At 48.1% G+C, this 26,267-nt stretch carries 20 protein-coding genes and 3 riboswitches; of the genes, 10 read left to right on the top strand and 10 right to left on the bottom strand.

Annotated elements, in window-relative coordinates:
• Positions 1–70: 70 nt before the first annotated feature.
• Positions 71–940 (bottom strand): AraC family transcriptional regulator, encoded by an 870-nt coding sequence (locus MNQ98_RS28290; protein ID WP_241931156.1) that lies wholly within the window; start codon positions 938–940, stop codon positions 71–73.
• A 294-nt stretch (positions 941–1,234) separates the two neighbouring features.
• Between MNQ98_RS28290 and MNQ98_RS28295 the strand changes: the two genes are divergently transcribed.
• The gene (locus tag MNQ98_RS28295; protein ID WP_241934066.1) at positions 1,235–2,380 is read left to right on the top strand and encodes an MFS transporter; all 1,146 of its coding nucleotides are present in this window, start codon (positions 1,235–1,237) and stop codon (positions 2,378–2,380) included.
• A gap of 129 nt (positions 2,381–2,509) precedes the next feature.
• Here the strand turns inward: MNQ98_RS28295 and MNQ98_RS28300 are convergent, their stop codons facing one another.
• Both MNQ98_RS28300 and MNQ98_RS28305 read right to left on the bottom strand, forming a co-directional pair.
• The gene (locus MNQ98_RS28300) at positions 2,510–3,274 is read right to left on the bottom strand and encodes a TrmB family transcriptional regulator (RefSeq protein ID WP_241934067.1); all 765 of its coding nucleotides are present in this window, start codon (positions 3,272–3,274) and stop codon (positions 2,510–2,512) included.
• Between the two features lie 162 nt (positions 3,275–3,436).
• Positions 3,437–3,886 carry a hypothetical protein gene (locus tag MNQ98_RS28305; RefSeq protein ID WP_241931157.1) on the bottom strand — a complete coding sequence of 150 codons (450 nt, stop codon included), beginning with the start codon at positions 3,884–3,886 and terminating at the stop codon, positions 3,437–3,439.
• A gap of 116 nt (positions 3,887–4,002) precedes the next feature.
• Positions 4,003–4,166, bottom strand: a riboswitch (cyclic di-AMP (ydaO/yuaA leader).
• Positions 4,167–4,495: 329 nt separating this feature from the next.
• A riboswitch (cyclic di-AMP (ydaO/yuaA leader) is annotated at positions 4,496–4,698 on the top strand.
• Positions 4,699–4,801: 103 nt separating this feature from the next.
• Positions 4,802–4,969, top strand: a riboswitch (cyclic di-AMP (ydaO/yuaA leader).
• A gap of 123 nt (positions 4,970–5,092) precedes the next feature.
• On the opposite strand from MNQ98_RS28305, the gene MNQ98_RS28310 reads away from it, so the two are divergent.
• From MNQ98_RS28310 to MNQ98_RS28330, 6 genes are all read left to right on the top strand, one after another.
• Positions 5,093–5,503, top strand: coding sequence for a hypothetical protein (locus tag MNQ98_RS28310; RefSeq protein ID WP_208917229.1), 411 nt, complete (start codon positions 5,093–5,095; stop codon positions 5,501–5,503).
• 166 nt (positions 5,504–5,669) lie between these two features.
• Positions 5,670–5,726: a potassium-transporting ATPase subunit F gene (locus MNQ98_RS29980; RefSeq protein WP_442950376.1), complete on the top strand. Its 57-nt coding sequence runs from the start codon at positions 5,670–5,672 to the stop codon at positions 5,724–5,726.
• A 30-nt stretch (positions 5,727–5,756) separates the two neighbouring features.
• Positions 5,757–7,436 carry a potassium-transporting ATPase subunit KdpA gene (kdpA, locus tag MNQ98_RS28315; protein ID WP_241931158.1) on the top strand — a complete coding sequence of 560 codons (1,680 nt, stop codon included), beginning with the start codon at positions 5,757–5,759 and terminating at the stop codon, positions 7,434–7,436.
• 21 nt (positions 7,437–7,457) lie between these two features.
• Positions 7,458–9,491, top strand: a complete 2,034-nt coding sequence (gene kdpB / locus MNQ98_RS28320) for a potassium-transporting ATPase subunit KdpB (RefSeq protein WP_241931159.1) — start codon at positions 7,458–7,460, stop codon at positions 9,489–9,491.
• Between the two features lie 55 nt (positions 9,492–9,546).
• On the top strand, positions 9,547–10,152 hold the full coding sequence (gene kdpC / locus MNQ98_RS28325; RefSeq protein WP_241931160.1) for a potassium-transporting ATPase subunit KdpC: 606 nt from the start codon (positions 9,547–9,549) through the stop codon (positions 10,150–10,152).
• Between the two features lie 104 nt (positions 10,153–10,256).
• The gene (locus MNQ98_RS28330) at positions 10,257–12,575 is read left to right on the top strand and encodes a histidine kinase (RefSeq protein WP_241931161.1); all 2,319 of its coding nucleotides are present in this window, start codon (positions 10,257–10,259) and stop codon (positions 12,573–12,575) included.
• A gap of 102 nt (positions 12,576–12,677) precedes the next feature.
• Here the strand turns inward: MNQ98_RS28330 and MNQ98_RS28335 are convergent, their stop codons facing one another.
• Positions 12,678–13,259 carry an LOG family protein gene (locus MNQ98_RS28335; RefSeq protein WP_241931162.1) on the bottom strand — a complete coding sequence of 194 codons (582 nt, stop codon included), beginning with the start codon at positions 13,257–13,259 and terminating at the stop codon, positions 12,678–12,680.
• 97 nt (positions 13,260–13,356) lie between these two features.
• Between MNQ98_RS28335 and MNQ98_RS28340 the strand changes: the two genes are divergently transcribed.
• Positions 13,357–13,686, top strand: coding sequence for a MazG nucleotide pyrophosphohydrolase domain-containing protein (locus tag MNQ98_RS28340; protein WP_241931163.1), 330 nt, complete (start codon positions 13,357–13,359; stop codon positions 13,684–13,686).
• Between the two features lie 88 nt (positions 13,687–13,774).
• Here the strand turns inward: MNQ98_RS28340 and MNQ98_RS28345 are convergent, their stop codons facing one another.
• The 6 genes from MNQ98_RS28345 to MNQ98_RS28370 form a co-directional block, all read right to left on the bottom strand.
• Entirely contained in the window at positions 13,775–14,545 is a 771-nt protein-coding gene (locus MNQ98_RS28345; protein WP_241931164.1) for an SDR family oxidoreductase, read from the bottom strand.
• 363 nt (positions 14,546–14,908) lie between these two features.
• Positions 14,909–15,718, bottom strand: a complete 810-nt coding sequence (locus MNQ98_RS28350; RefSeq protein WP_241931165.1) for a GNAT family N-acetyltransferase — start codon at positions 15,716–15,718, stop codon at positions 14,909–14,911.
• 407 nt (positions 15,719–16,125) lie between these two features.
• The gene (locus MNQ98_RS28355) at positions 16,126–17,517 is read right to left on the bottom strand and encodes an erythromycin esterase family protein (RefSeq protein ID WP_241931166.1); all 1,392 of its coding nucleotides are present in this window, start codon (positions 17,515–17,517) and stop codon (positions 16,126–16,128) included.
• 186 nt (positions 17,518–17,703) lie between these two features.
• Positions 17,704–19,155 carry an FAD-dependent oxidoreductase gene (locus MNQ98_RS28360; protein WP_241931167.1) on the bottom strand — a complete coding sequence of 484 codons (1,452 nt, stop codon included), beginning with the start codon at positions 19,153–19,155 and terminating at the stop codon, positions 17,704–17,706.
• A gap of 194 nt (positions 19,156–19,349) precedes the next feature.
• Entirely contained in the window at positions 19,350–19,637 is a 288-nt protein-coding gene (locus tag MNQ98_RS28365; protein ID WP_208917204.1) for a DUF6509 family protein, read from the bottom strand.
• A 220-nt stretch (positions 19,638–19,857) separates the two neighbouring features.
• Positions 19,858–24,156: a S8 family serine peptidase gene (locus MNQ98_RS28370; protein ID WP_241931168.1), complete on the bottom strand. Its 4,299-nt coding sequence runs from the start codon at positions 24,154–24,156 to the stop codon at positions 19,858–19,860.
• Between the two features lie 594 nt (positions 24,157–24,750).
• On the opposite strand from MNQ98_RS28370, the gene yedE reads away from it, so the two are divergent.
• Positions 24,751–25,905, top strand: coding sequence for a selenium metabolism membrane protein YedE/FdhT (gene yedE / locus MNQ98_RS28375; protein ID WP_481856800.1), 1,155 nt, complete (start codon positions 24,751–24,753; stop codon positions 25,903–25,905).
• On the top strand, positions 25,895–26,122 hold the full coding sequence (yedF, locus tag MNQ98_RS28380) for a sulfurtransferase-like selenium metabolism protein YedF (protein ID WP_208917198.1): 228 nt from the start codon (positions 25,895–25,897) through the stop codon (positions 26,120–26,122). The genes yedE and yedF overlap by 11 nt, the downstream gene beginning before the upstream one ends.
• Positions 26,123–26,267 lie beyond the last annotated feature (145 nt).

A 26,267-nucleotide genomic window follows, 5' to 3' on the forward strand; every position in this document is an offset into this window, starting at 1 on the left:
CGGCAGTTCAAACTACTGCTATACACGTAAGAACTGATACTATCTTACTGTCATATGCTTGGGTTCCCTATTATGACCGCTCTCTCAGTTCACTTGGCGATATGCCGACATGCTGTTTGAAGAGCCGGTTGAAGTTGGAAAGATTCCGAAACCCGCATTCCTCGGCGATGCCGATAATTTTCAGATCCGTTGTCTCGAGCAAATGCACTGCATGGGTCAATCTCAACTGAATTAAATAATTCAGCGGTGAAGTGCCGACAGCCTGATGAAACAGGGCACTGAACCGCGAAGGACTTAAATGGGCGAGATCGGCCAGCTCATTCAGCGTCCAGCCGTAGCCAAGATTCAGTTCCATTGTATGAAGTACATCCCTCAGCACATGCATGCCACGATATTTCATAGACAGATGGACCGTCTGCTGCGGTGTCTCGTGTAGGTGACGGTTGGTCAACCCCAGAAAGCGAATCAGATCCGCACGAATCAGACTCATAAAAGCATCGTCTTTCATACGATTCTCTTCCATCATCCGTTGGAACAGCCCCACCAATTCCCGGCTAACGGGCTTATCGTGAGTGACGATATGGCCGAAATGCACACCGGCTTCGCGGAAAGGATGCATCAGTTCCGGGTCATACTTCAGATCAATGGCCAGGAGCGAGGGATCGAACATAATAATATCCATCACCAGATCTTTCGTTTCAAAAGCCCGGTGCAAATCGTCGCTGTTAATGAAGACAAGATCGCCTTCTTCAAACGGTACTTTCATCCCGTTAATGAGATAGTAACCGCTTCCGCTTCGTATGTAGTTCATTTCCAGAGATTGATGCCAGTGCAGACGTTGGAATCCGGGGTTAACCCCTTCCGTCGTCGAAGCCGTAAATGGAAAAGAGCTGTCCGGAAAAAGAATATGATCACGCATGACACTCTGAGGCCTGTCCATCTGGCAAATTCACCTCCACCAAAAGTTCTGAATTTCTTGAAAAAGGCATTACAGCACCCTTTCAAGTCGAATTATTCAAATATTACCACGATGATATAGGACAGGCTATCACTCCGGGGTGACTTTAAATCGGCTAAAAAGAATATACGGTTATTTGAACACGAAAAAAGGTTGCATCAGATAACCAAGGTTACTATAATGGTAGTAACTTAAATTTGATACTTTATGAGATAAGGATGTGTCTGTTTGAATTTTCGCGTATATATATTGGCCATCGCGGCGTTTGTCGTCGGTATGGTTGAACTCATCGTTGGAGGCATTCTGAATCTCATTGCAGAGGATCTTCAAATATCCATCAGTTCTGCTGGTCAGTTTATCACCATCTTTTCCATTGCCTTTGCAATCTCAGGTCCGATTCTGATTAATGTGACCGCTAAAATGGAACGCAAAAAGCTCTATCTGTACATGATGACTGCCTTTATGATCAGTAATCTGATCGTAGCTTTCACATCAAGTTATGCAGCAATCATCGCAGCCCGTGCATTATCTGCTATGAGCGGATCCGTCATCATTGTACTGTCCGTCTCGATGGCAGCCTCGCTCGTTCCGGAATCGCACAAAGGTCGCGCGATCGGAATTATCTATATGGGAATCAGCGGATCGCTTGTTCTCGGGGTACCACTCGGTATGGTCATCGGTAATGCTTACGGCTGGCGCGCTCCGTTTCTCGTTATTGCGATTCTTAGCCTGCTATCTATGGCCGGCATTGCATTATTCACGAAACGCACAGCTCCGAACCCGGTAGTACCGCTACGTGAACAGCTTGCGCTTTTGAAAAATAGTAAAATCGTGAGCGCCCAGCTTATCGTCCTGCTGCTGCTCACCGGTCATCTGACTTTGTACGGATATCTACAGCCTTATGTACAGTCCACATTCAACGTCAGTCCCGGCATGATGAGTGTCGTTTACTTCCTGTTCGGCATCGCAGCCGTAACAGGCGGCGGGTTGGGCGGATGGATAGCTGACCGTTTCGGTACGAAACGTTCGATCCTCACCATTGTGGCATGCTTCTCGGTATCGATGTTCATGGTCATGCTCACAGCTCAAATCTCGTTCTGGGTGTTCCTGATCGCTATGATGATATGGAGTGCGCTCAGTTGGGCCATCTCTCCAGCTCAGCAGACGTATCTGCTTCAGCTGGCTCCAGACAATGCAGAGACACAGCTCAGTCTGAATTCCTCCATGCTTCACCTGGGAATCGCCTCGGGTTCAATTATCGGCAGCACCGTTATTGAGAAGAGCTCGGTAGCCAACAATCCTTGGGTCGGCGGTATCATCGCTGCTGTTGCCTTCGGTGTCGCGTTCTTCTCGCTAACTCGCCGTTCTGCTCCTGCCAAAGACGAAGCTGCTGCTTCGTCCCGAACCGCAGAGCAGTTGTAAACTTGGATCAAGTTCACACAGTATACACTTAAAGGGGCATCCCACAAGGTCCATTGACCTGTGGGATGCCCCTTTGCTGTTGAGAGACGCTGTGCGGAGCAATCATTCCTCCAAACTTTCTGTCCTTGCTTAATAGCGCAGCCGGAGCAAGAGCGCTTTAATCTCTTCGTCTTTGAACATCTCCTCTGGATATTTACGACTGAATGCAGTCAATGCCATATCGTGATAGAAAAATTCAACAAACACCTTCACAAACGGCTGTGCCTGCGTCCGGATTGCCTGCCAGCTGCCCTGCTCGACGCCTGCGAATAGAAGCTGCTTCGTATCTGTTACCAGAAGCATGAACCGCTCCAGCTTATCGTGATCGGCCGTAGGATTCAGCACATACAGCTTGGACAGCGACACTTCCGGATGGTCATCCCCCGTCACCAAAGCTTCAACACGCACACCTTCCCGCTCTTTTCGGTCCAGCAGATCGGTTATTTCATTAAACTCATCGCTCCACATCGAGACGAGAACAGACTCCTGTGCTTCCTCTATCATCTGTTTGCAGAACGCCTGGATCGAGCTATGCGATTTCAGACTCCACACCTGATCATCCACAACCGTTTTGCGAACACCCGCTGAACGAAGCTCCTTAATGTCACTCTCAAACTCATGCGTCAGTTTATCAATCACAGCTTCCACGGGAAGTGCCGTATAGGTACGCTTTTTGCCGGATACCGTATCCATGACAATTCCCTTGTCCACCAACCGGTCCAGCACCTCATAAATTTTAGCCTTCGGAACACCGGACAACTTCACGATACTCGATGCATCCATCGCCTCGCCGCTCGTCACGAGCGTTTCATATACTTTGCTCTCATACTGGGAGTAACCGAATTGTAGAAGCATAGCTCCTCCTTGTACATTCACTTGTTACCCTCTATGTTACCGGAGCGTGAGACGCTTGACCAGTACTGTGGAAATGGGAATGCATGTTTATAGAAACTCAAAACAGCAATTAGTGCTTAACGTTTACCTTTATAGAATTTCATAATCTCCATAAATTATGAATCAAAACAAAAAATAAGCACGCGAGCAATCCATCAAAAAAGAGCGCTCCAGCGGAAGGCTTCCTAGGCGTTGGCGCTCATTACACTGGATCAGATTCGCTGAAAGATCCTTTAGAGCGGATTCCGCCAGCATCGTGCGGACAGCTCCCCACTGCTGCTTCTGAATAGTGCTTATGGCCTCGGCCACCGTCAGTCCCTTTAATCGCATAAACACAGACGACCAGCGCACAAGATCCGCATACTCTCTCGTATCCGGCAGTGCATACTCCGCATAGCCAGAAGCACCGCTACAAGATATTTTAAACAATCCACAGTTCGTACTCTTATCGTTCCACGGAATATCCTGTTCAGCCGAGTTACCGTCAAAACGGAAAATCTCCATATAACGTATCGTAGTTTCGTGTAGTTTATGTTCCGTTAATTGCGGTAAAGAGTCTGTTATTTTAGCCATCTCACAGTCTCCTTTTCTAGGGTTCAATTGCAGCACAAAAAGCCTGAAAGAGCAGAGAAACCCGCTCCCCAGGCGCTGAATGCGGCACAATCGTGCCACCTAAAGTATGATGGGTCGTGTTCTCTCCCAATACGCTTACGAGGTTAGCTGTCGGATTCGGGCTTGAGAGTGCCCTACCCTGTGCTTGCGCAGCAAGCTCTAAGGATTCACCCCATTCACCATTAATTATGGTGAGATTGGTTCCCCCGCCTCCCTTTCGGGAACTCAGCGTGTAGATTATATGGTTAAAGTTGGATGAATCATACGTCATTGTCCCTTTCAAAGTAAATGTTCATTTATGGTCTATAAATTCAAAATATCGACGAAAAAGCCAAAAGAAAACGTGTACATTAGGGCTTGACATCGATTATCCATACAAATGCACAGTATTTTACCACTTTACGAAAAATTAACGAAATACAGAGAAATACAGAGTATGAAGCAGTATTCGGGTGATCGAACTTCTTTCCCGCAGCTATCCGGTTAAAAAACACCTCAAATGTGCCTCTCCCTCGATTTACATTACGAACCGCCAGACGTATGATACGAATCATGAATTGAACAATGTTTTCTCATGAATCGCTGAATTCCCTTGCTAGGCAAGGGAAACGGGGGAACCAAACAAGGAGATGCGCCAGGTGGTGTGAGAGCCACCATTGAACATCTCCAGGGGTGAATCCTGATCCAAAGACTCCATGAAATTCGGATCAGGTAGGGCGACTCTCACCGCCCGAATCCGACAGCTAACCTCGTAAGCGTTGAGTTAAGCAGTCACGCATTTAATTGACGCGGTCTGCTCACAAGGAGAGGATGATGAAGCTTGTGATCGAGAAACACGACCACAGGGCTTGATGCCTCTGTGGTTTTTTACAAAATGCTTTTTATTCGCTGAGTCCTTGAATGGAAAAGGAACGGGGGAACCAAACGAGAGACGTGTATTTCTCTCAGGGGTGAATCTCATCGGCAGGATAACTGCCTATGGGTAGGGCGACTCTCACGCCCGAATCCGTCAGCTAACCTCGTAAGCGTATCGAGAGAGGCAACGATTGTCGTGTGCAAGGCACGGTGTATTTCACTGTGTCATCAGAAGCCACGGGAAGAGTGACTCTCCTTCCCTGTGGCTTCTTTTTTGTTGCCTTCTCTTTCTAGTAATCAGGAGGAGAAAACATGGAAAAATTGCAAGATCTGATCATCGTATCCGCTCCAACCAAGGCAGGGGAGGAATTCGTAACCCAGCTTATTCGAAATAAAATTCCGTTTGCAGCCATTGTGAACAACCGGGCAGAGCAAGATCGTCTGGATAAGCTTGGAGCCAAAAACATGATCTTGATCGACACTACTGATGAACAAACCTGGATCATTCCCGAGTTTTCCGTCAGCAAGGTGTTCCTGTTTGAAAGCAGTCTGAACCTGTGCTGCCGTTATTTGCGGATTTGCCGTACATGGACCTCAGATCCGATCTATGTCATCACTCATTCAAGCAATCCAAGATTAATTTATAAAGGACTTGGCGCAACAATCGTGCTGCACACGAACCATACCAATGTTTCCTTCTTAATTTCATCACTCGTCAGCTAGCCACTATTATTTATTAAATATGTTTTGGAGGGATTGACATGCAGGATCTGTGCATGGTGCTCATTCTAGGAGGAACTTACGCACTGTTCACCTTGTTTTTATCCTGGTGCGGACGCGTGGTCAATGAACCGGAGGCTGATAACCAATGATCATCATTATGGCATTTATGATCTTTATTTTTCTGTATTTGATTTACGCGCTGATTCACCCGGAAAAATTCTAGGGGTGTTATTGAAGGAGGAAGCAATCAATCATGGGCATTGTACAAATTGCCATCGTTATTCTGGTTCTGGTGCTGCTCGTTAAGCCTCTCGGAACCCATCTGTATAATGTGTTTCGCAATGAAGCCAACGGCACAGATAAATGGTTCTCCTGGGCGGAGAAACCGATTTTCGCATTGATCGGGCTTAAAGAACGCAAGGGTATGAGCTGGAAAGTATATGCGATCAGCTTTGTGATAACCAACATCGTGCTGGTCGCGGCCGGTTATCTCATTCTAAGGCTACAAAAGATACTGCCGTTCAATCCAAACGGGATCGACAACATGGAGCCGACGCTATCGTTCAATACCATTATCAGTTTCATGACCAATACGAACCTGCAGCACTACAGCGGTGAATCGGGTCTCTCCTACTTCTCTCAGATGGCCGTCATCACCATGATGATGTTCACATCCGCTGCTACCGGACTGTGTGTCGCGATCGCATTTATTCGAGCGATTACCAGCAAAGGTACAACAATAGGCAACTTCTTTGAAGATTTTGTTAAGGCACATACACGAGTATTGATTCCACTAGCCTTTGTCGTGGCTATGGTGCTCGTTGCGCTGCATGTTCCACAAACCTTGAAACCTACCATTAATGTAACGACGCTTGAAGGCGCCGAGCAGCAAATTTCAGTTGGTCCAGTGGCTGCACTGGAATCCATCAAACATCTAGGCACGAACGGCGGCGGACATTTCGGCGTCAATTCGTCTCATCCGTTTGAAAATCCTAATCCGCTGACTAACGTAATCGAAATTTTATCAATGTGGTGTATTGCGGCGGCTCTGCCTTACACGTTCGGTTTATTTGCAAAGAACCGCAAGCAGGGCTGGATTATTTTCTCAGCCATGATGGTTCTGTTCATCGGATTCCTGTCACTTGCCTACATGTCTGAATCCAGCGGCAATCCGGCGATGAATCGACTTGGAATTGATGCTTCCCAAGGCAATATGGAGGGCAAAGAGGTCAGGTTCGGTATTGCCCAGTCTGCTCTGTTTACGACCGTAACCACAGCGGCCACAACCGGATCGGTCAATAACATGCACGATACGCTGACACCGCTTGGCGGTATAACACCGCTGTCTCTCATGATGTTGAACTCTGTCTTCGGCGGAAAAGGCGTCGGTCTGATGAATATGTTAATGTACGCCATTCTGGCCGTGTTCCTCGCCGGACTCATGGTTGGACGAACGCCGGAGTTTCTAGGGCGGAAAATCGAAGCCCGGGAGATGAAGCTGATTGCGATTGCCATTCTGGCTCATCCCTTCATTATTCTCGCGCCAACTGCTCTCGCTCTCATGACGGACGCTGGTCAAGCGGGCATTACGAACGCAGGCTTTCATGGCATTTCACAAGTGCTGTATGAATATACTTCCTCGGCAGCGAATAACGGCTCCGGCTTTGAAGGTCTCGCGGATAACACGCCATTCTGGAATATCTCAACAGGGCTTGTCATGCTCTTTGGCCGCTATATTTCGATGATTTCGCTTCTGGCGGTAGGCGGCTCTCTGCTGCGTAAGCAGTGGATTCCTGAGACACTAGGGACATTCCGCACGGATAACCGGCTGTTCGCCTTTATTCTGATTGCGGTAGTCCTGATCATCGGGGCGCTGACATTCCTGCCCGTGATGGTGCTTGGCCCGATTGCCGAGCATTTAATGATCCGTTAATAGAAAAGGTGGATTATCCCAATGAATAACAATAGAAAAAAGGTATTAAGCGGAGATATGGTTCGCCAGTCGTTAAAAGATAGCTTCATCAAGTTAAACCCTATTACCATGATGAAAAACCCCGTGATGTTTGTCGTCGAGGTTGGTACATTTATCGTCCTCCTCATGACTATCTTTCCCCATTATTTCGGGACAGAAGACAGCATCAGCTTTAATCTGACCGTATTTGTGGTTCTGCTCTTAACCGTCTTGTTTGCCAACTTTGCCGAAGCTCTTGCTGAAGGGCGCGGTAAAGCCCAGGCTGACTCCTTAAAGCAGTCAAAGAAGGAAATCGCGGCCAACAAGGTTATGGACGGCGGCGGCATCAAGCGTGTTCCGTCTACCGATTTACGTAAAGGTGACATCGTAGTCGTCTCGCAGGGTGAGATGATTCCCGGTGATGGTGAGGTCATTGCAGGTCTGGCATCTGTCGATGAATCGGCCATTACCGGGGAATCAGCCCCGGTCATTAAAGAAGCCGGCGGGGATTTCAGTTCGGTAACCGGCGGCACACGGGTTGTCAGCGATCATATTAAAGTCCGGATCACCAGCGACCCCGGCGAGTCATTCATTGATCGGATGATCACGCTCGTAGAAGGTGCATCTCGTCAGAAAACACCGAATGAAATTGCGCTGAATACCCTTTTGACCGTACTAACATTAATATTCCTGATCGTGGTTGTCACGCTTGCCCCGATCGCCAAATATCTCGGAATCGAGCTTTCGATTCCCGTCCTGATCTCTCTTCTCGTCTGTCTGATCCCAACCACCATCGGTGGTCTACTGTCCGCAATCGGGATTGCCGGCATGGACCGGGTGACGCAGTTCAACGTGCTGGCAATGTCCGGTAAAGCGGTTGAAGCTGCCGGCGACATCAATACGATGATTCTCGATAAGACAGGAACGATCACGTTTGGTAACCGGATGGCAAGCCAGTTTATCCCGGTCGGTTCGGAACCTGTCGGCTCTGTCGCCCAGTGGGCAGCTGTCAGCTCAGTTATGGATGAAACGCCTGAAGGTCGCTCTGTTCTCGAACTGATGAAGAAAGAAAGCTTAGGATTTGACGAATCTATTACATCCGGTGCCGAATTCATCGAGTTTAAGGCTGAGACACGGATGAGCGGTATGGATCTGAAAGACGGCCGAAAAGTTCGCAAAGGAGCAGTCGATGCCGTAAGAGCCTGGGTTCAGTCTCAAGGAGGCATGATCCCGTCCGATCTGATTGCCAAAGGAGACGCCATCGCTACCGAAGGTGGAACACCGCTGGCTGTGGCGGTAGATAACCGGATTTACGGCCTCATCTACCTAAAGGATACGGTGAAGCCGGGCATGAAGGAACGTTTTGACCAGCTTCGCAAAATGGGCATCAAGACGATTATGTGTACCGGCGACAATCCGCTGACTGCAGCTACCATTGCCCGAGAAGCAGGTGTGGATGACTTCATCGCCGAAAGTAAGCCTGAAGATAAAATCGCCGTTATCCGCAGGGAGCAGGCCGAGGGCAAACTGGTCGCCATGACTGGTGACGGAACGAACGATGCTCCGGCACTGGCGCAAGCGGACGTCGGTCTTGCCATGAACAGCGGCACAACCTCTGCCAAAGAAGCTGCCAACATGGTCGATCTGGATTCTGACCCGTCCAAAATTATTGAAGTGGTCGCCATTGGCAAGCAACTGCTAATGACCCGCGGTGCATTGACTACCTTCAGTATCTCGAACGATGTGGCTAAATATTTCGCCATCATTCCGGCGATGTTTACGGCAGCCATTCCGAGCATGAACGCATTGAATATCATGGGGCTGGGTTCCCCTATGTCCGCGATTTTATCGGCTTTGATTTTTAACGCCCTCATTATCCCGCTGCTCATACCACTTGCAATGAAAGGCGTAGCTTATAAACCGATGAGCTCGACCAAGCTGCTGCAGCGTAATATTTTGATCTACGGATTGGGCGGTGTGATCGTACCGTTCATTGGCATCAAGCTGATTGATATGATTGTCCACTTGTGGATTTAATGAAGAGACAGAGCGGAAATTAATCTAAAGATAGATATGGAAAGGTCGAATAACGATGAATAACCATGAACAAAAAAAAGCTCATACGGCCCGATTTTTGTTTAGTACCGCTCTAAGAGCAAGTCTTGTATTTATCATCCTGTGCGGTATTTGTTATCCGCTCGTAACGACAGGCGCGGCGCAGCTTCTGATGCCGGACCATGCGAACGGAAGCCTGATCAAGAACAGCGAAGGAAAAGTAGTCGGCTCCGAGCTCATCGGGCAAAACTTTACGGACCCTAAATATTTTCAGAGCAGGGTATCGAGTATTGAGTATAACGGCGCTGGATCGGGAAGCAACAACTACGCTCCCTCCAATCCGGACCTGATGGAAAGAACGAAAGCATCGATTGAGTCCTGGAAGAACAACAATCCGGATGTGCCGGTAAGCGAGCTTCCGATTGACCTTATCACGAACTCTGGCTCCGGTCTGGACCCTCACATCACGCCTAAATCGGCTGAGGTCCAGATTCCCCGGATCAGCAAACTGACAGGTATCTCCGAAGGAGAGCTCGGAGAACTGGTTGATCAACATACCGATAGCCGGGATCTGGGTATATTCGGTGAACCGCGTGTCAATGTACTGAAGCTGAATCTTGCGCTAAGTGAACTTTTGAAATAATCAGGTAACAAAAGCTCAGGCAAAACCCAATAGCAGCCGGCCCTTCCACTTAAAGGGTCCGGCTTTACTCCTTTTAAATGAAGTGGCAAGGAGCGTAGAAATCCATGGACCCGTTCAGAAAAAAATCGCCAGAGGAAATCCTGCTGTCCATCTCAAAGCTGCATCAAGGCCGGTTGAAGGTATATATCGGGGCCGTAAGCGGCTCCGGGAAAACCTATCATATGCTCCGTGAAGGCCATATCCTAAAAAATCAAAGCATTGACGTTGTCATTAGTGCGGTATCCACCATGCGGCGTCCGGACACGATAGAGCAGATCGGCGATCTGGACCGGGTACCTAGTATTCATTGGTATAAGGGCAATGAGGAAAAAAAGGATTTAAATCTGGAGCTGCTGGTGCAGCGAAATCCTGAGGTGCTGCTCGTTGACGGATTGGCACACCGTAACCGGGAAGGAGCACAACATGCTACCCGGCTCGAGGATATTCGATTCCTGCTGAGCCGCGGCATCAGTGTGATTACAACGGTTAACGTTTATGAACTGGAGGATGTGCGGGAGCTTGCGAGCAAGCTGACCGGAATTCGGGCGGTTGATACCGTACCGGCAGACACGCTGGAATTGGCGGACGAGGTCGTATTAATCGACGTAACACCCGAAACGATGCTGGTCCGCGCAGCCGACGGTTTATCCGGCGGAGACAGCGATTTGTTCAAGCACGGCAATCTGGCCGTACTGCGGGAGCTAACCCTGCGCCTTGTAGCGGAAGGTGTTAACGAATCCCTCGAAAGGTATCGCAAGGAGCTGGGGCTTATCGGACCATCAGGGGCCGATGAACGGATATTGGTATCTACCCAATATCACTGGAACGGATCGATTTATATGCGCCGCGGACAGCAGATCGCGAAACGTCTGAACGGTGATCTGCTGGTCGTTACTTTTGTCAATCTGGATAAGGATCTCAGCAAGGAGCAGGCTGCGTTCAAACGCTCGATCGTGAAGCTCGCCAAACGGATCGGAGCAAAATTCGATGAGCTTCCCCTCTGTTCCCGGAGAAAGCTGGCTGATGTGCTGGTCCAATATGCGCTGGAGCATCACGTTACCCGGATTGTACTCGGCCATTCGAAGCAAACGCGTTGGCAAGAGTTGCTTCAAGGCTCCATCATTCAAGATCTGCTTCTAAAAACACGGGGCGTTGATATTTTTATCGTGGCCGACCGTGCCGAGTCAGACGGGGAACGCATTCTTCCAGCCCAGATCAACCCGCCTCCCGGTCCATTCGAGCCGTTCCACCGGCTGAACTCACAGGAGATTGACCAGAAGATCAAGCAGATTAAGCGGGGCCGGTTCAAGGTGTATATCGGAGCCGCTCCAGGCGTTGGCAAGACATATACAATGCTCCGGGAAGGCAACGACCTTCTCAAAAAAGGGCTGCATGTCCTCGTCGGATTACTGGAAACCCATGGGCGCAAGGATACACAAGATCAGGTTGGTGCCCTTGAAGTCCTCCCACGCAGAATCATTGACTACCGTGGGGTACATCTTGAGGAAATGAACACTGATGACATTATCTCCCGAAATCCCGATGTCGTGCTGGTAGATGAGCTGGCGCATACCAATGTGCCTGGCAGTTTGCATAAAAAAAGGTATGAAGACGTAATGAGTATACTAGCCGCAGGCATCTCCGTCATCACAACCGTAAATGTACAACATTTGGAAAGCTTGAATGATTCGGTGGAGCAAATTACGGGTGTCCGCGTCCGGGAGACCGTTCCAGATCATATTTTACGATTGGCTGATGAAGTCCAGCTCATTGATGTTACCCCCGAGTCGCTGCAGCAACGGATGAAGGATGGAAAAATCTATGATATGGCAAAAGTGAATCAGGCGCTCAGCCACTTTTTCAAGACAGGAAACCTGATCGCTCTGCGTGAGCTTGCTCTAAGGGAAATTGCAGATGATGTGGATGAGAGGCTGGAATCATGGGAACGAAGCAGCTCACTCCGGGGACCCTGGAGGCGCCAAGAGGTCATTTATGTGTGCGTGGACATCGAATCTCAAGCGGAACGATTGATTCGGCGTGGCTTCCGGATTGCCCACCGCCTAAAAGCAACTTGGTATGTGACCTTTGTTCAGGTGGAGCATATGCCGCACAGCCCTGAACTCCCCGAGCGATTAGAGGCTCTGCACACCTTGACGGAGCGCTTAGGCGGAACATTTGGAATTTTGAAGGCAAATCGCCATAAAGAGATCCCTCATCTGCTGATCGCTAAGGCTGACGAAACAGGGGCAACCCAGATGATTATCGGCCAATCCAAAAGGACTGCCTGGAGGCAGATACGTCAAGGGAATATCGCAAAAACATTACTCCGGGGTGCAAGGCACATGGATGTGCTTGTGGTCGCAGACTATGAACCGATGAAATAACGGGATAGGAACTGCCGTCAGCTCGGGAATAAGAATGGGGGTGTCCCAAAAGGTCTGTTTGACCTGGGACACCCCCATTTTCTGTTATGAAACGTTCTATGTTTAGGTTTGGTCTTCCTTAATGTAAGTTTTCACGGAAGGCGGGGCATATGTATTGAATTTCTCAATCAAATCCGCCGGATCGGAATCAACAAGTGCCATGGAACGGTATTTTTCATGTAAAAATTGCTGTTCATGCATATGATCAAAGAATGAAATAAGCAAGTCGTAATAACCGTTAACATTCAGAATCCCACACGGCTTTTGATGAAGTCCCAATTGAGCCCACGTGAAAATTTCGAAAAATTCCTCCAGCGTTCCGGGCCCTCCTGGCAGAGCAATAAATCCGTCTGCTAAATCGGACATTTTCGTTTTTCGCTCATGCATCGAGCTAACAATAATCAATTCCGTTAAATTACGATGAGAAATCTCCCGGTCCTCCAGCATTTGGGGAATGACGCCAATCACTTGCCCTCCCGCTTCCAAAACCGTATCGGCTACAGTCCCCATAATTCCGACACTGGCCCCTCCGTATACGAGCGTAATTCCCCGTCTGGCGAGCTCCTTGCCCAGCTGGACAGCACCTTCTTTATATGCCGGTGAAACACCGTCACTAGATCCGCAAAATACAGCAATCCTCTTCATGTTGTCCCTCCGTATGTTTTCTTTTTGAATTATACTTCTTTAATATATATGATTATCTGCTACATTTAAATTATTGCATTTGGGGAGGAAAACAGCTATGGACGTAAATCAATTTCAACAATGGGTCAAAGAATATTACGAATCGCGCGGGTGGTCTGAGCTTGATATCTTTATACGAATCGGATTTTTAGCTGAAGAAACGGGTGAGGTCGCACGGGCCATCAGAGCTCTGGAGATCGGACGCGATCGACCGGATGAAGATAACGGTACATACCTTGAGCATAAACAAGAACTGGTGGAGGAGCTTGGCGATGTCTTGGGAAACTTGATCGTTATCGCCAATAAATATGACATTAACCTTGAAGATATTTTTCTATCTCATCAACAAAAGTTATTTCAGCGCTATTCAGAAAGCAGCCTTTCATAACGCGCCCTTATAACGATAAAGGACCGGCATTTAGCTGCCGGTCCTCCTTGTATATTAGCCTCAAAACATGATCCCATGAATATCGGATCTACATAAATCCGCCATCCGAGTGAATAATCTGTCCGGTAATCCAGCCAGCTTCATCCGAAGCCAGCAGCTTCACCAGACGTGCAGCATCCGAAGGCTGACCAATGCGTTTCATAGGAAACCTTGGGAGCAGGAAGCTCTTCAACCCCTCACTCATCCATCCCGAATCGGTTGGACCGGGGTCAACGGCATTCACCGTGATCTGCAGCGGTGCCAGTTCAGCAGCTAATGAGACGGTAAATGCAGAGATGGCTCCCTTGCTAGCCACATAAGCAAGCTCGCCTGGCATCGGCCCCTTATCCTGACCTGAGGTCATATTAATGATCCTTCCTCCAGAGGGCAGCTGAAAGGCCTTGGCGAACTCCGCACAGAGCATACACGTACCACGCACGTTCACAGCATAATGAGCATCCAGAATGTCAGCGCTCAAATTTTCATAGCCGTCCAAGGTCGAATACGCTGCATTGTTAACGAGAATAGACGGCTGCCCGAATACCGCTGATACTTCCTCTATAATCTGTTTTGGTGTCGCCGGATGAGACAGATCTGCTTCCATGCCATACGCGCGAACCCCTTCCTGTTCCAGCTGCTTAACAAGAAGCTGCGGCCAATCGTGATCTTCTCCCCACTCCATCGTGCGGTCGTATGGCCGCCAATACGTGAAAAAGATATCGGCCCCCGCCTCAGCGAGTGCCTGACAAATTGCCGATCCAATACCGATCCGACGACTGGCTCCGGTTACGATTGCGATTTTACCCTTTAATGCTTTCATTTATAACTCCTCCTAATATTTAAGGAAGCAACAGCAAGGGTTAAAGGAGATGAATCTGATAAACACAAAAACGAATACCCTAAAGGTATTCGCCAGGTCATTTATAACTCCTTACCTAGCGTCCTTCGTAATGGTATGAACAGACGCACCTATCCCGTGATCCTATCCACGATAAAGGTGTTCTATTTCATGAAATAACCATTACAGAGTACCTGCCATGAAGTTTCAATTCCCCTTTCACTACATCTCCGCCGCCATTATACCAGCACCTTCCAGTTAAGGCAACAGGGGATGAAGAAGTCCGATATTGTGTCAAGCACTGAGAATCCGTCACTCCATCCCGTTCTGCCCTAACACCTGTACCTATTCGAAACGGATGTCTGTGATCCGTCCGCTTTGGATAAAACCTATCTTCTGATACGCCCGGTTCGAAGCAGGATTGACCATATCCGCATAAAGCATCGGTACAAGCCCTTCACCCAGCAGTATGGAACACAAGCCTGATACGACAGCCCCTGCATACCCTTTTCTCCGCTCATTCCTCGGCGTAAAGACCGCATTGATCCGTCCATGTCTAGGGGAACGATGCGCAATTTGTGCCATGGAAACAGGGCGATCATCGACCAGCCACATATATAGCCCGCCCTTGTGGACCATCATCTCTGCAGCTTCCATCTGGCTTGCCGGGTCTACAACGATTCCATAACCGTCCTCAGAAAATCCCGCCAAATACTGCGCCACCGTCTCCACATCTCCTAGCTGAGCAGACCGCAAACACCCGCTCACTCCCTCCGGTTTCACAACCTGCGGGCAAGCATACGCCTCCATGTCCATACGCTTTTTTATACTTGTGTGATACCTTGCCCCATACAGATTAGCAAACATCTCTGCCGTCCGGGGTTCGCTGGATATTCCCGTCATCGGAGTCCCATCGAAGTATTCAATGAGCAGCTGTAGTGCGTCTTTTTTCTCCTCTTCCGGCAGGTCTCTGTTGACCCACAACCAAGGATTTCCTCCTGGAGATTGGGCGAACAGAACTTTACTATCACGAGATTTGATCGTCAGTGCTTCTTCAATCCCGGTAATCAGATAAAACAGATTGTACGACACCTCTTCTTGAATAAAGCCGTCTACCCCTTCTAAAAGATACTGTGGATCAACCTTTTCAAACATCCTTTCATCCCCCTCCATCATATTTGAAAAAACAAAAAACTCCGCCCCCCAAAAAGGGACGGAGTATTCTTCCGCGTTACCACCCTGATTCGTGCCGTTAAAAGCGCACGCTCCTCTGCCATCATCGACCAATGATGCCCTTATGATATCGGTAGGATTCCGTGTGCATTTACGATTAAATTTTATCTAGTGTATAACATCCATTTTTTCCCGTCAAGACAGCCGTCAAAACGTTTGGCCTCCATAGGCAAAAATAGTATCTATCAACCGAACCACTTCAAGAAAATGTCCCCAATTAACAAACTTATGTATAAAACGACATCACATTCCCCCTTGATTTGACGCCTTTTTACAAGTTCTGTTTAACTGACCCTATGTTAGACAATCATATAGTCATTGGTTTGTTTTCAACGCTTCGAAGGGTGAATTGTGTCAATGAACACGAGACCGTCGTATTGATCACGGACAATCATAACTTCGTCCAACACTCCCCAGGCCTTCGCAACGCGAGGCGTGTACATCCACGATGTCCCTTGTTTCAGCGACTGATTCTCCAGATCAACAAACGAAGCAGGGTGCCCGCTTGCCTTCAGAATATCTTCAAGACTGCCAGCCGGATGTGGTAACTGAACGGCCTCCGTCTCGTTGTTGTTCTTCAGAGAGCTGCCTTGGTAGGCATACAGACCAATCGCATAATGCTGACGCTGCAGCTCCACCGGAAGCATCTCGCCCATCGTCGGATAGGGGTCATTAGTAAATCCTAGACCGTTATGCTCTGTAATCATTGTCGAGTTATTATTGCGAATATGGTAATTGTGACCCCATAGTATCATTTTTTTGTCAGGGTACATCTCTTCTGCCAACCAAGCTACATTGTCTGCCATCATCTTGTCTCGAAGATAGCTTGCTTTCGGAAGGTGCTTCGCATCCTTGTCAGCCCATATCTGGACCATATGCTCCACATAGTTATCCAATACGTCGATTCGATTTTGTAATACCCTTTTCATGATCGGTACCATGTCCTTATGCTGCGGCATTAGCGAATTCAGCTTCTTTTCATTTTTAACAATGAATGTTTGAAGCGTCTTATACTCCTGAATCAGATCTTTTTGTACGTTACGGAACTTCTTCATGTCATCATAGCTATGTACTTCGATGAAGTTCTTCTCAGCTTGTTCGAAGCGACGGCCCTGCTTCGGATCTACTGTGTCAAACCACTCCTTCCCAAACGCCATAAACGACTCCGTCGTCGCCTGGACATCGAAACCAGTCAAAATGAGCGGCCGGTCCGTCTTGCTCTGCTTAGCGATATATTCAAACAGCGCTAAGTTCTCTTTCACCTGCCATACGCCGTAAACAGCCTTGTTCATCGTCTCTTCCGACTTATCCTTACCAATCCGTGCATATGCAGCGGTAGCATCTCCTAACGGAGTTTCGAACGCAATGACGTCGAATCCCATCTCTTCATGAAGAAATTGAATGAATCTCACTTTAGCCGAATTGTATTCCGATGCCCCATGCGATGCTTCCCCGAGACTGACGATTCGTTTGTCCTTCAGCAGCGGTTTTAAAAATTGCAAATCCTGAAATACGTCCTTCTTCTTTATGGATTCCACATTCTCCGGCTCGATTTGCATAGGAACAGCATTCTTTTTTACCCATTGCTTCCATACGGCTACCTCATCCTTATGATGTTGAACGGCAGCTGCCGCCACTACAGAATCTGTCATTGGCAGGATGGCTCCTCCCAACATACAGATCGCACATACGATTGCCCATTTGCGCAGATTTCGTATCATTTCCTCTTCCCCTCTCTATCCTGATATCATCTTGACCTACCTCCTCATGGTAGCATCAGGAAGTTAAAAAGGGTTTAAGCTGCGTTTAACTTTCATTTAAAAAACCATTAGAAATCCTGTACAGAAAAAAGCAGCTGGTTCCCTTCCGATCAGGAAAGGGTCCCTGCTGCTTTTTCATTGCATGCTTTATTTATCCAGAACGATGTTATAATCCTTCTTCAAGTAAGCATGAATCCGGCGGAAATCATCCTTGGTAAGATCCTTCAGCCTCTTATCCTTCATCTCACGACCCAGAATGATGCCCATCGTCTGGGCTGCCAATGCCGTATTCGGCATGATCCGTGCAGTGCCGTAGGCCTTGATGCTGGCACCTACATTTTTACCGGTGACCAGCACATTTTCATAAGATTTCAACTCAAACGAGCGCAGCGGCATCCCGTACCTATCGGTTTTGCCGAATCCGATGCCTTTCGGAATGCGGGTCGTAGCTTGAAGATCTATCGAATATCCACCGATACTGACGTTATCCCAGAACATGCGGTTGTTTTTCACATCTTCATATTCCATTACATACTCCGTCTCAAACCGGTTATAGTCCCGGATGTACAAGTATTCCGGATAGCCATTCAGTTCAGCCTTGGAGAAACCCGGAATATTCTTCCGCATATACTCCAGTACGTAAGGCGCTTCAGCTCTTCCTTTGTTAATCGCATTTTGAACCGATTTCTTGTCCGCTGGATCAACATCATATATCAATAGAGCATTCATGATGACTTCCCCATGCCCCTGATCGAGCGTATTCATCCCTCTAAGCACCAGCTGAGGATCACGCGGCTTGTACTTCATCATAATGTTACTGAGGCCTGTCGCAATGTTCCAATCCACATAGGTGTTTGGGCCGTATTTCTTCTGTACATTGGTAAGCGGATAATCATTCAAAATTGCTTGATGCAGCTTGCGCCAGTCCACCTTCTTAAATCGAAGCATAAGCGTAGCCGCCATATGATCAGGATCATGTCCGCTTCCTTGATATAAGCTTTCGATTCCTGGTATCCGCTTGGCATCCAGCTTTCCGGTCAAGGCATTAAAGTCTGTATTCTCCACCCAGTAACCAGCCTGTACTTGATGGCTCCGGCCATTCATCCGGTAAGTCAGCGATTGAAGGGACTTCTCCCCCTTAACTGCAACCGTCTTCACCGATTGAATCTCAACCCCGCTCTTTATCGGAATACCCTTAATCATTTTCTCATAGTACTTGTTAAACTCGGAGGCTTTACGGATTGACCCCTTCTTGAATCCATCAAACAGCTCTTTGATGTCACCCTGCACGAGACTCTTCTTGTTCTTATCGTTAGGCTCGTCCAAAAAATGCATCTGCCCCAAAATCAACTCTCCACCCGGCTTACTGCGCGGATCAAGAATAACCACATCAAGTCCGTGCTTCATGGCTTCCCTTGCAAGGAGAACACCTTGTATTTCACTTCCAATGACTACGATATCATAACGGATACAGCCCGAACCGCAGGAGGCTGGAGCCTGAACCGTCTTGGCTTGCGGATAAGGTACAATCCATTGGACGATCAAAGCAGCAATAAGAAGTGCGGTAATCGACCGAAAACTTACTTTTAAAATGTTCATGTACTGTAGTTACTTCCCTCCGAGTATAATAGCCGGCATCACATATATAGAGCCTATGGGAAAATGGAACTATTCAAAAAAACGCAACAATATTTTCCATCCACATGGTAACATACTTGTTTATTCCTTTCAATTGCTACCGCACAAAGAGAAAGGACACCCCCGCAGGAATGCCCTTTACTGTATTGTGCTATTTAATCCGGTATATTATCTTTGCAAAAGGCAGCCAGTTGCTCTTCTTCTTCAGGCTCCATATCAAAGTCCAGATACAAATCGCTCGTTCTCTCGTAGAAATCATATTTCACAATTCGAGACTGGTCTTCATCGGATAAAAAGATGACACGTACATAGACTCCATTCTCTCGAAACAGCTCGTCATCTTCCGGAACGTCCAGATCAAACACATATTCATACCTTTTACCAGTCAATATTCCGAACGGGTCTTTAACAAATTCAGCAGTATATTCCTTTATCGTTAGCATGTGATCATCCTTTCAAAACACGATACCTATCATTATACACATTATAATGATGGTTAAGAATTAAATAGGCACTGCTGGGGCTTAGCGTGGTTATTTCCAGCAGAAAAACTGCCGGCAGGATTTATTGTGACTTCATTCTTAATGAAACTCAACCTACAACGAAGGGCTGGCTCCGAAGTTAAAAGCTTCGGCGCCAGCCCTCTCTCAATTCGTTCTAAATTTAATTGATCAATTCTCCCTTCTGAAGAAGAATGTGCAGTACTTTTGCCGCTGCCTCGCGCGTAGTCGGTGCCTGCGGACGGAAGTAGGATACACCACCCGAAGTTTCACCGTTCATCAAGCCAAGCGCTGTTACAGCTTCAATGCTTTGCTGTGCATAGCGGGCTAGTGATGCCGCATCCCCATAAGGTACGCGGGCTGGCCCTTCTGCCTTCGGTTCAATCTGAAGCAGAGCGATTGCTTTGGCAAGCATGACAGACATGTCCTGACGGCTGATGCTCGCATTCGGGTCAAAGCTTCCATTGGCATGTCCACCTATAAGTCCCGCCTCATAAGCGGCGGCAACGTGACCTGCATACCAACTTCCTGCTTTCACGTCTGTAAACGGAGTCTCCGTAGATGGTGTCAAACCAAGTGCTCTGGACAACATCGACGCAAATTCTGCACGGGTTACATTGTTCTTCGGTGAGAATGTCGTTTCCGATGTTCCGTTCATCAGCAGTTTACCTGCCAGCGCCTTGATCTGGGATTGCGCATATGAAGACGATATATCAGTAAACTTCACCGAGCGTGAGGCCACGGCATAAGTGGATACGCCCGAACGACTCACGGTTACCACCGTTGTTCCGTCTTTTTGTTTCGTCAGAACAGATGGTGCCGGATTTACCTTGCCATCTTCCGCATACAGGACACCTGCCGAATAAGCTTCCAGCTGCCCAGGTACGGTGAAGGAGCTGAGAATTCGCTGACCTGCCGGTAATTTAATCCCTTTATTTGTTCCGCTATTGACCGTTTGAATGTCGAAGGTGACCGGAGACCCTATCAACGTTACACCTGAAAAACCTTTCGTAAACACCCCACTGTGAGAGTCGCCTTTACCAATGATCAGCTCTAGGCTTGATCCGGCAGGTACTGATTTCAACACCGCTATAGGTACGGACATCGAAGAGCTTGTATTACTCATAATAAGGCTGCTTCCGGTTGCTGACTTTAACAATATCGCCAATTGGGAAGGTGTAAGAACAGCCTTGGTTGTCTGTCCTTCCGGCTTGCTAACTGACAGTACAATGGCTGACGGGCTTGTGCCTGCTGCACTCACAGCAGCTTGCAAATCCTCGTCTTTCACAGTTAAAGACTGAATTTGATCTTTAACAACCGCTGCAGTCGGTACACTCTTAACGACCTGTCCTTGCTTCACCACGGACTGTAATGCCGGTGCTCCTGAAGGAGCTGGCTGTGCTAGGCCTGGTGTCGGTGTCGGAGTGGTCGAACTTCCTCCTGCACCACCGCCAGATCCCCCGCTGCTACCTCCACCGTTATTGCCTCCGGAGCCGTTTCCGTCTCCTGGATTCGTCGCCGGCGTATTATCGACCCGGAACGCTCTGTAGGCTTCATACTTCTTGAGCAAGCCCTTGTCTCCAATCAAGTAAGCATATACACCAATTGAATACGTCCCGTCTTTGAGTTTGCTTTTCACCCACTTTCCATCCTTATCTACTTCAGGGCTGCCATTCTTATCTAACTTCGTGTAGGTACCATCGATAGGTATCTTGTAATAGCCTTGATCGAGCAGTTCGATTCCGCCCTTGCCGTCTTCTTTTATGAATTCGCCTACGATACCGAACTCATTACCTTGCAAGTCTATTACCAGTAACCGCATGTAGTTTACGTCTTCCGTAATCCGGAAGGACAGATTAGCCGAATCATGCTTACCATCCCCATTCGGTGTAATGACCGTAGGGGTAAAGGACAGTTCCTGAATGCCGTATCCAGTAGCCGGAGGTGCTTCACCGACATGCAAGGAGAATGGAAGATGCAGTGACGGCAAACCACTCGCCTCCAGCACAACGGCTCCCTCATATACCCCGTCTACAGCTGTATTCTTCCTCTCGACTGACAGGAAGAACGGCTGACTTTTTCCTGCCTCTGCCGATATGGTCCCCTCTGTACTGATACCGACCAGGTTAGCAGATATTCCATTTACATCCGGCGTCTTAATCGGGTTCAACGGATCGGATGTAACACTATCGTGCAATTCAATGGTTGCCTTATATTGAACCTTTCTTCCCGAAATATTTTTCAGCTGCAGCTCCATCATCTGGGCACCGCTTCCAGCTGTCCCAATACCGAAGCTTGCAGATGAACCATAATTCACGACCTGCTTCGGATTCAACTGTTGGTCCAGAATGGTAAGCTGTTCTACTGTTTGCAGCAATGCCGGTGTTTTCAAAGCACTACCTACATCAGCACGTCCTGCACCCTGGGAATATACATCATACAACTGATTGTTCTCGTTAAACAGGGAGTCCGATGTATTCGCCAAAGCAGCGCGCACATCAAACGGCGACCAATCCGGATTCTGCTGCAAAAGCAGAATCGCTAGTCCGGCTACATGCGGTGAAGCCATACTTGTGCCGCTGATCCGGTTATAGGCTTCATCATAAGAAGCGACGGGATTACCCAGTCCATAAGCCGGCCATGTCGACCGGATGTTAACACCCGGTGCTACCAAATCAGGCTTGATGCCAAGAAGTCCGTCTGCGTTCGGTCCGCGTGAGCTGAAGGAAGCCATCATATCGCCTCTCACATCGATCCGCGGATAATCCCCTCCGAACGTGACGGTTATAGCCTCATCCGGATGACCCACAATTTGTCGTGCAATCCCTCGTCCTAACGCTCCCTGCATATCAAAGATTGGAATAAATTCAAAACTTTCGCCGAGAATGGTGGCAATGAAACCATCCCGATTTGCAATAGATTCCGACAGATCCGCTTCATTTGCATTCCCCGGTTTCGTATTTCCGTTGAAGAAAATCACTGCTTTTGCGCCTTTCAGCTTGGCGTTAGCCAGCTTGTCCACAAACGCCAAATTACCTCGGGATATAAGGACAACCTTATCCTTAACGTCCAGATTCTCAAAGTCCTCAGCCTGTCCCAAATTCGCATATACAAGTTCAATCGGCTCAGTTCCCAGAATAGAAGCAAAGTCCTCCTCCGCAACCTTCCAGCCCATCACATTAAGGTCCATATCCGAGTAAGTCGCTTTGGTTGCACTGACCGTAGGTTCAGCTTCCCCCTGATATGTGGCCTGCGTGACGGAAGCCGAAGCGTTAAAGTAATAACTAGGGCTCGTTGCAGCGCCGACAGAGATCGCCAGCTGTGCACCTGCCGGTGAACCCATTGAATAGTAATAAGGACCTTTGTCTGCCGCGTTACCGTTCGCTACTACGGCCACAACACCAGATAATACAGCGTTATTCACAGCCATCGAATCCGGCGAGTTCGCGTCCTTCTCTACATCTGAACCCAAAGAGAGATTGATCACGTCCATGCCGTCCTTTACAGCTCTTTCAATGCCATCAATGACCTGGGCTGAAGAACCCGATGCTCGACCCGTTTCGGCATTTCGCCCAAGCACCTTATATACATAAAGGTCGGCCTCGTAGGCTACTCCTTTTTGATATATATCAGAGTTTTTATTAGCCGCTCTACCCGCAACCGTACCGGATACATGTGTACCGTGAGACGTTCCCGCAAATCCTTTTCCAAAGGGATCATCCTCGATAGATACCGGCGGTTCTTCATACGGATCATTATCTTGCTCGAATGAATCCCACCCGCCTTTATAGGCATCAATCAAGTCCGGATGCTTGTAATCTACACCGGTATCTATAACGCCCACTTTCAGCCCCTTACCCGTTAAGCCTTTAGCCCACGCTTCCGGAACGTTGATCTGGTCCAGCGGAGCATTATCATAGGTTGCTTGGTCTGCGGACAAAACAGGCGCTTCTTGCACAGGAATGGAATAATACGTTTTGTTCTCGTATACGGATTTCACACCAGGTATAGCTGCCAGCTCCGGAATCCGGTCGGCGGGAACCGTAACCTCTAGACCATTCAGCACCGTATTATAACGGTAATTGACCTGGATCGGGATGCCGAGTCTCTTGGCCTGATCCTCAAAGGATGACTGCTCCCTTGTAGCAGTTGATTCCATCGAGGCAGCCGACATGCTGCGAAGCCCCATTTGAGCTGCGAATTTGCCGACAGCAGCAGGCTCACTGCTGAGTTGTACAATGACATTAATCTCTCTCGAAGAAGAGGTGCTGATTTCAGGTGAAATATACGCCTCTGCTGTTTCTTCGGCATGTACACCACTTTGAACCGCTTTCAACTCAATCTGCGAGCGAATATCCGGATTCAGGTCGGCGTAGCCAACCGACGGAACAGCAAAGCTAGCTGACAATAGTAGAGCAAGTGAGACTATGGGTAATTTTCGGAAGAATGATTTCTTTTTCAATGAACTCCCTCGATTCTCTTATAATATCAACTTGGGTTATGTACACCGGTCATGTTGCTTCGCACTCTTCTCCTTTCGTAATCATATAGACTCCTATGTTATATAGTTAATTTTGGAAATATAGTATCACCTATTTCGATAGATTACTATATTATGAAAAATTTGGAATATTAGCATGCACAATCCAGAAAATGAGCGTAATGTCATTCATTCGAGCATTTTGTCGACATAAGATCCCCTTTTGCTATCACACCTTGTCGAGAATACGGAATAACATCGTCCTATTGAGTGAATTCGACTGTTCGTGGGTCTTTTCTATTATTTTTCAGACATCAGACTATCCTGAATATTTCGTTCTGGAGTCCTACCATCAGAAATTCCAAATATTAGATTCTAACTCTTGATCCCCCCCACAGGAGAAAAATATCAAGTCAAGATTATGCCCCAAGCAGCGTATGTTTGTAGTAAAATGAAACTTGTGCTTTTTCAGCAAACATGGAAGGGTTGTAGACTCTTACCGATTGAGGAGATATAGAAACCGTGAAAAACTTGTACATCAAATGTTTCGGAAATTATTGGAGCCCTTACCTGGTCATGAGCATCGCAGGCATCCTAAGTGCGGTTTATTTCGGAATTACCGGAACCGTCTGGGCGGTAACCGGCGAATTTACCCGGCTGGGAGGCCATATACTGGAATTTTTCGGGGTGGATATATCGGATTGGGCATATTTCAATCTCGTTCATATGGATGGAACCACATGGACACGGACTGATGGTTGGATTGTGTGGGGCATGTTTATTGGTGCCATGATCACCATTCTGCTTAGCAGCAACTTCAAGATCCGGATTCCGAAGCAAAAGCGCCGTTATGTGCAGGGATTTGTCGGTGGAATTATTGCCGGTTTCGGCGCACGGCTTGCATTGGGTTGCAACCTAGCAGCCTTCTTTACAGGGGTTCCCCAGTTCTCTTTTCACTCCTGGATTTTTATCGTAGCCACCGCAATCGGTACATTCCTGGGAGCCAAAGTCGTAAACACGAGATGGTGGAAAGGCAAGCCTGTCTTGAAAAAAGGCAGCATGGCTCCTGCCGCTAAACCGAGACGCAACATTCAGCCCCTTGTCGGAGCTGTTCTCGGTCTTGCTTATGTCGGACTTATCACGTATTTCTTCGTGACTGGGCGTAACATGCTGGGCACAGCCGCTCTCTTCGGTGCCGTATTTGGTATCTTGATCGAACGCGGTCAGATTTGTTTCACATCCGCTTTCCGCGACCTGTGGATTAGCGGACGCGCTACGATGACAAAAGCGATCACAATCGGTATGGCGGTCAGTTCCGTCGCTACCCTGGTGATCATCCTCGTATACGGGCTAGACCCGATTACGAAAATTGCCGCTCCAAGCACCTTTGTCGGCGGCTTGCTGTTCGGCATCGGTATCGTAATGGCTGCCGGCTGCGAGACAGGCATGATGTACCGGTTGATGGAAGGCCAGATCGTCTTTTTACCCGTCTTTGTCGGCAACATTCTGGGAGCTACCGGCCTTGCTTACGCTTGGGATCATATGGGTGTTTATAATCTGCTCGTGAAGAGCGGATCGCCGGTGAACCTGATTACAACGATGGGCCCTGCCGCCGCACTCGCTGTCACACTGATCGTCTTGGCTATCGGCTTCACCATTGCTGTCTATTGGCAAAAAAACTACCGCTTCGGCGTTGGATTTAAGAAAGGGGATTATACAAATGTCCGTTGATTTCACGCTTGATCTTCGAGGAGAATCTTGTCCTTATCCTGTTATTTACACATTGGAAACGCTGCGCGATATGAAGAAAGGCCAATTGCTGCAAGTCATTTCTGACTGCCCGTCAGCCTTCCGTAACGTGCCTGAGGAAGTTGTTAAGCATGGCTACACCATGGCTCAAGAGCCCGAAAAGACCGGGCAGGAGTTCAGTCTATTTATCCAGGTTTAAAGATCACAGTTACGTCATAACACAACAAAAATATCGCACCAACGAAAAAAGACGAGCCTAATGCAGCTCGTCTTTTTTTATATAACAAACAAATGGGGACGTCCCAGGTCAACAGACCTTGTGGGACATCCCCCTATTTACGGTG

This window comes from Paenibacillus sp. N3/727 (genome assembly GCF_022637315.1).
Taxonomy (GTDB): domain Bacteria; phylum Bacillota; class Bacilli; order Paenibacillales; family Paenibacillaceae; genus Paenibacillus_AQ; species Paenibacillus_AQ uliginis.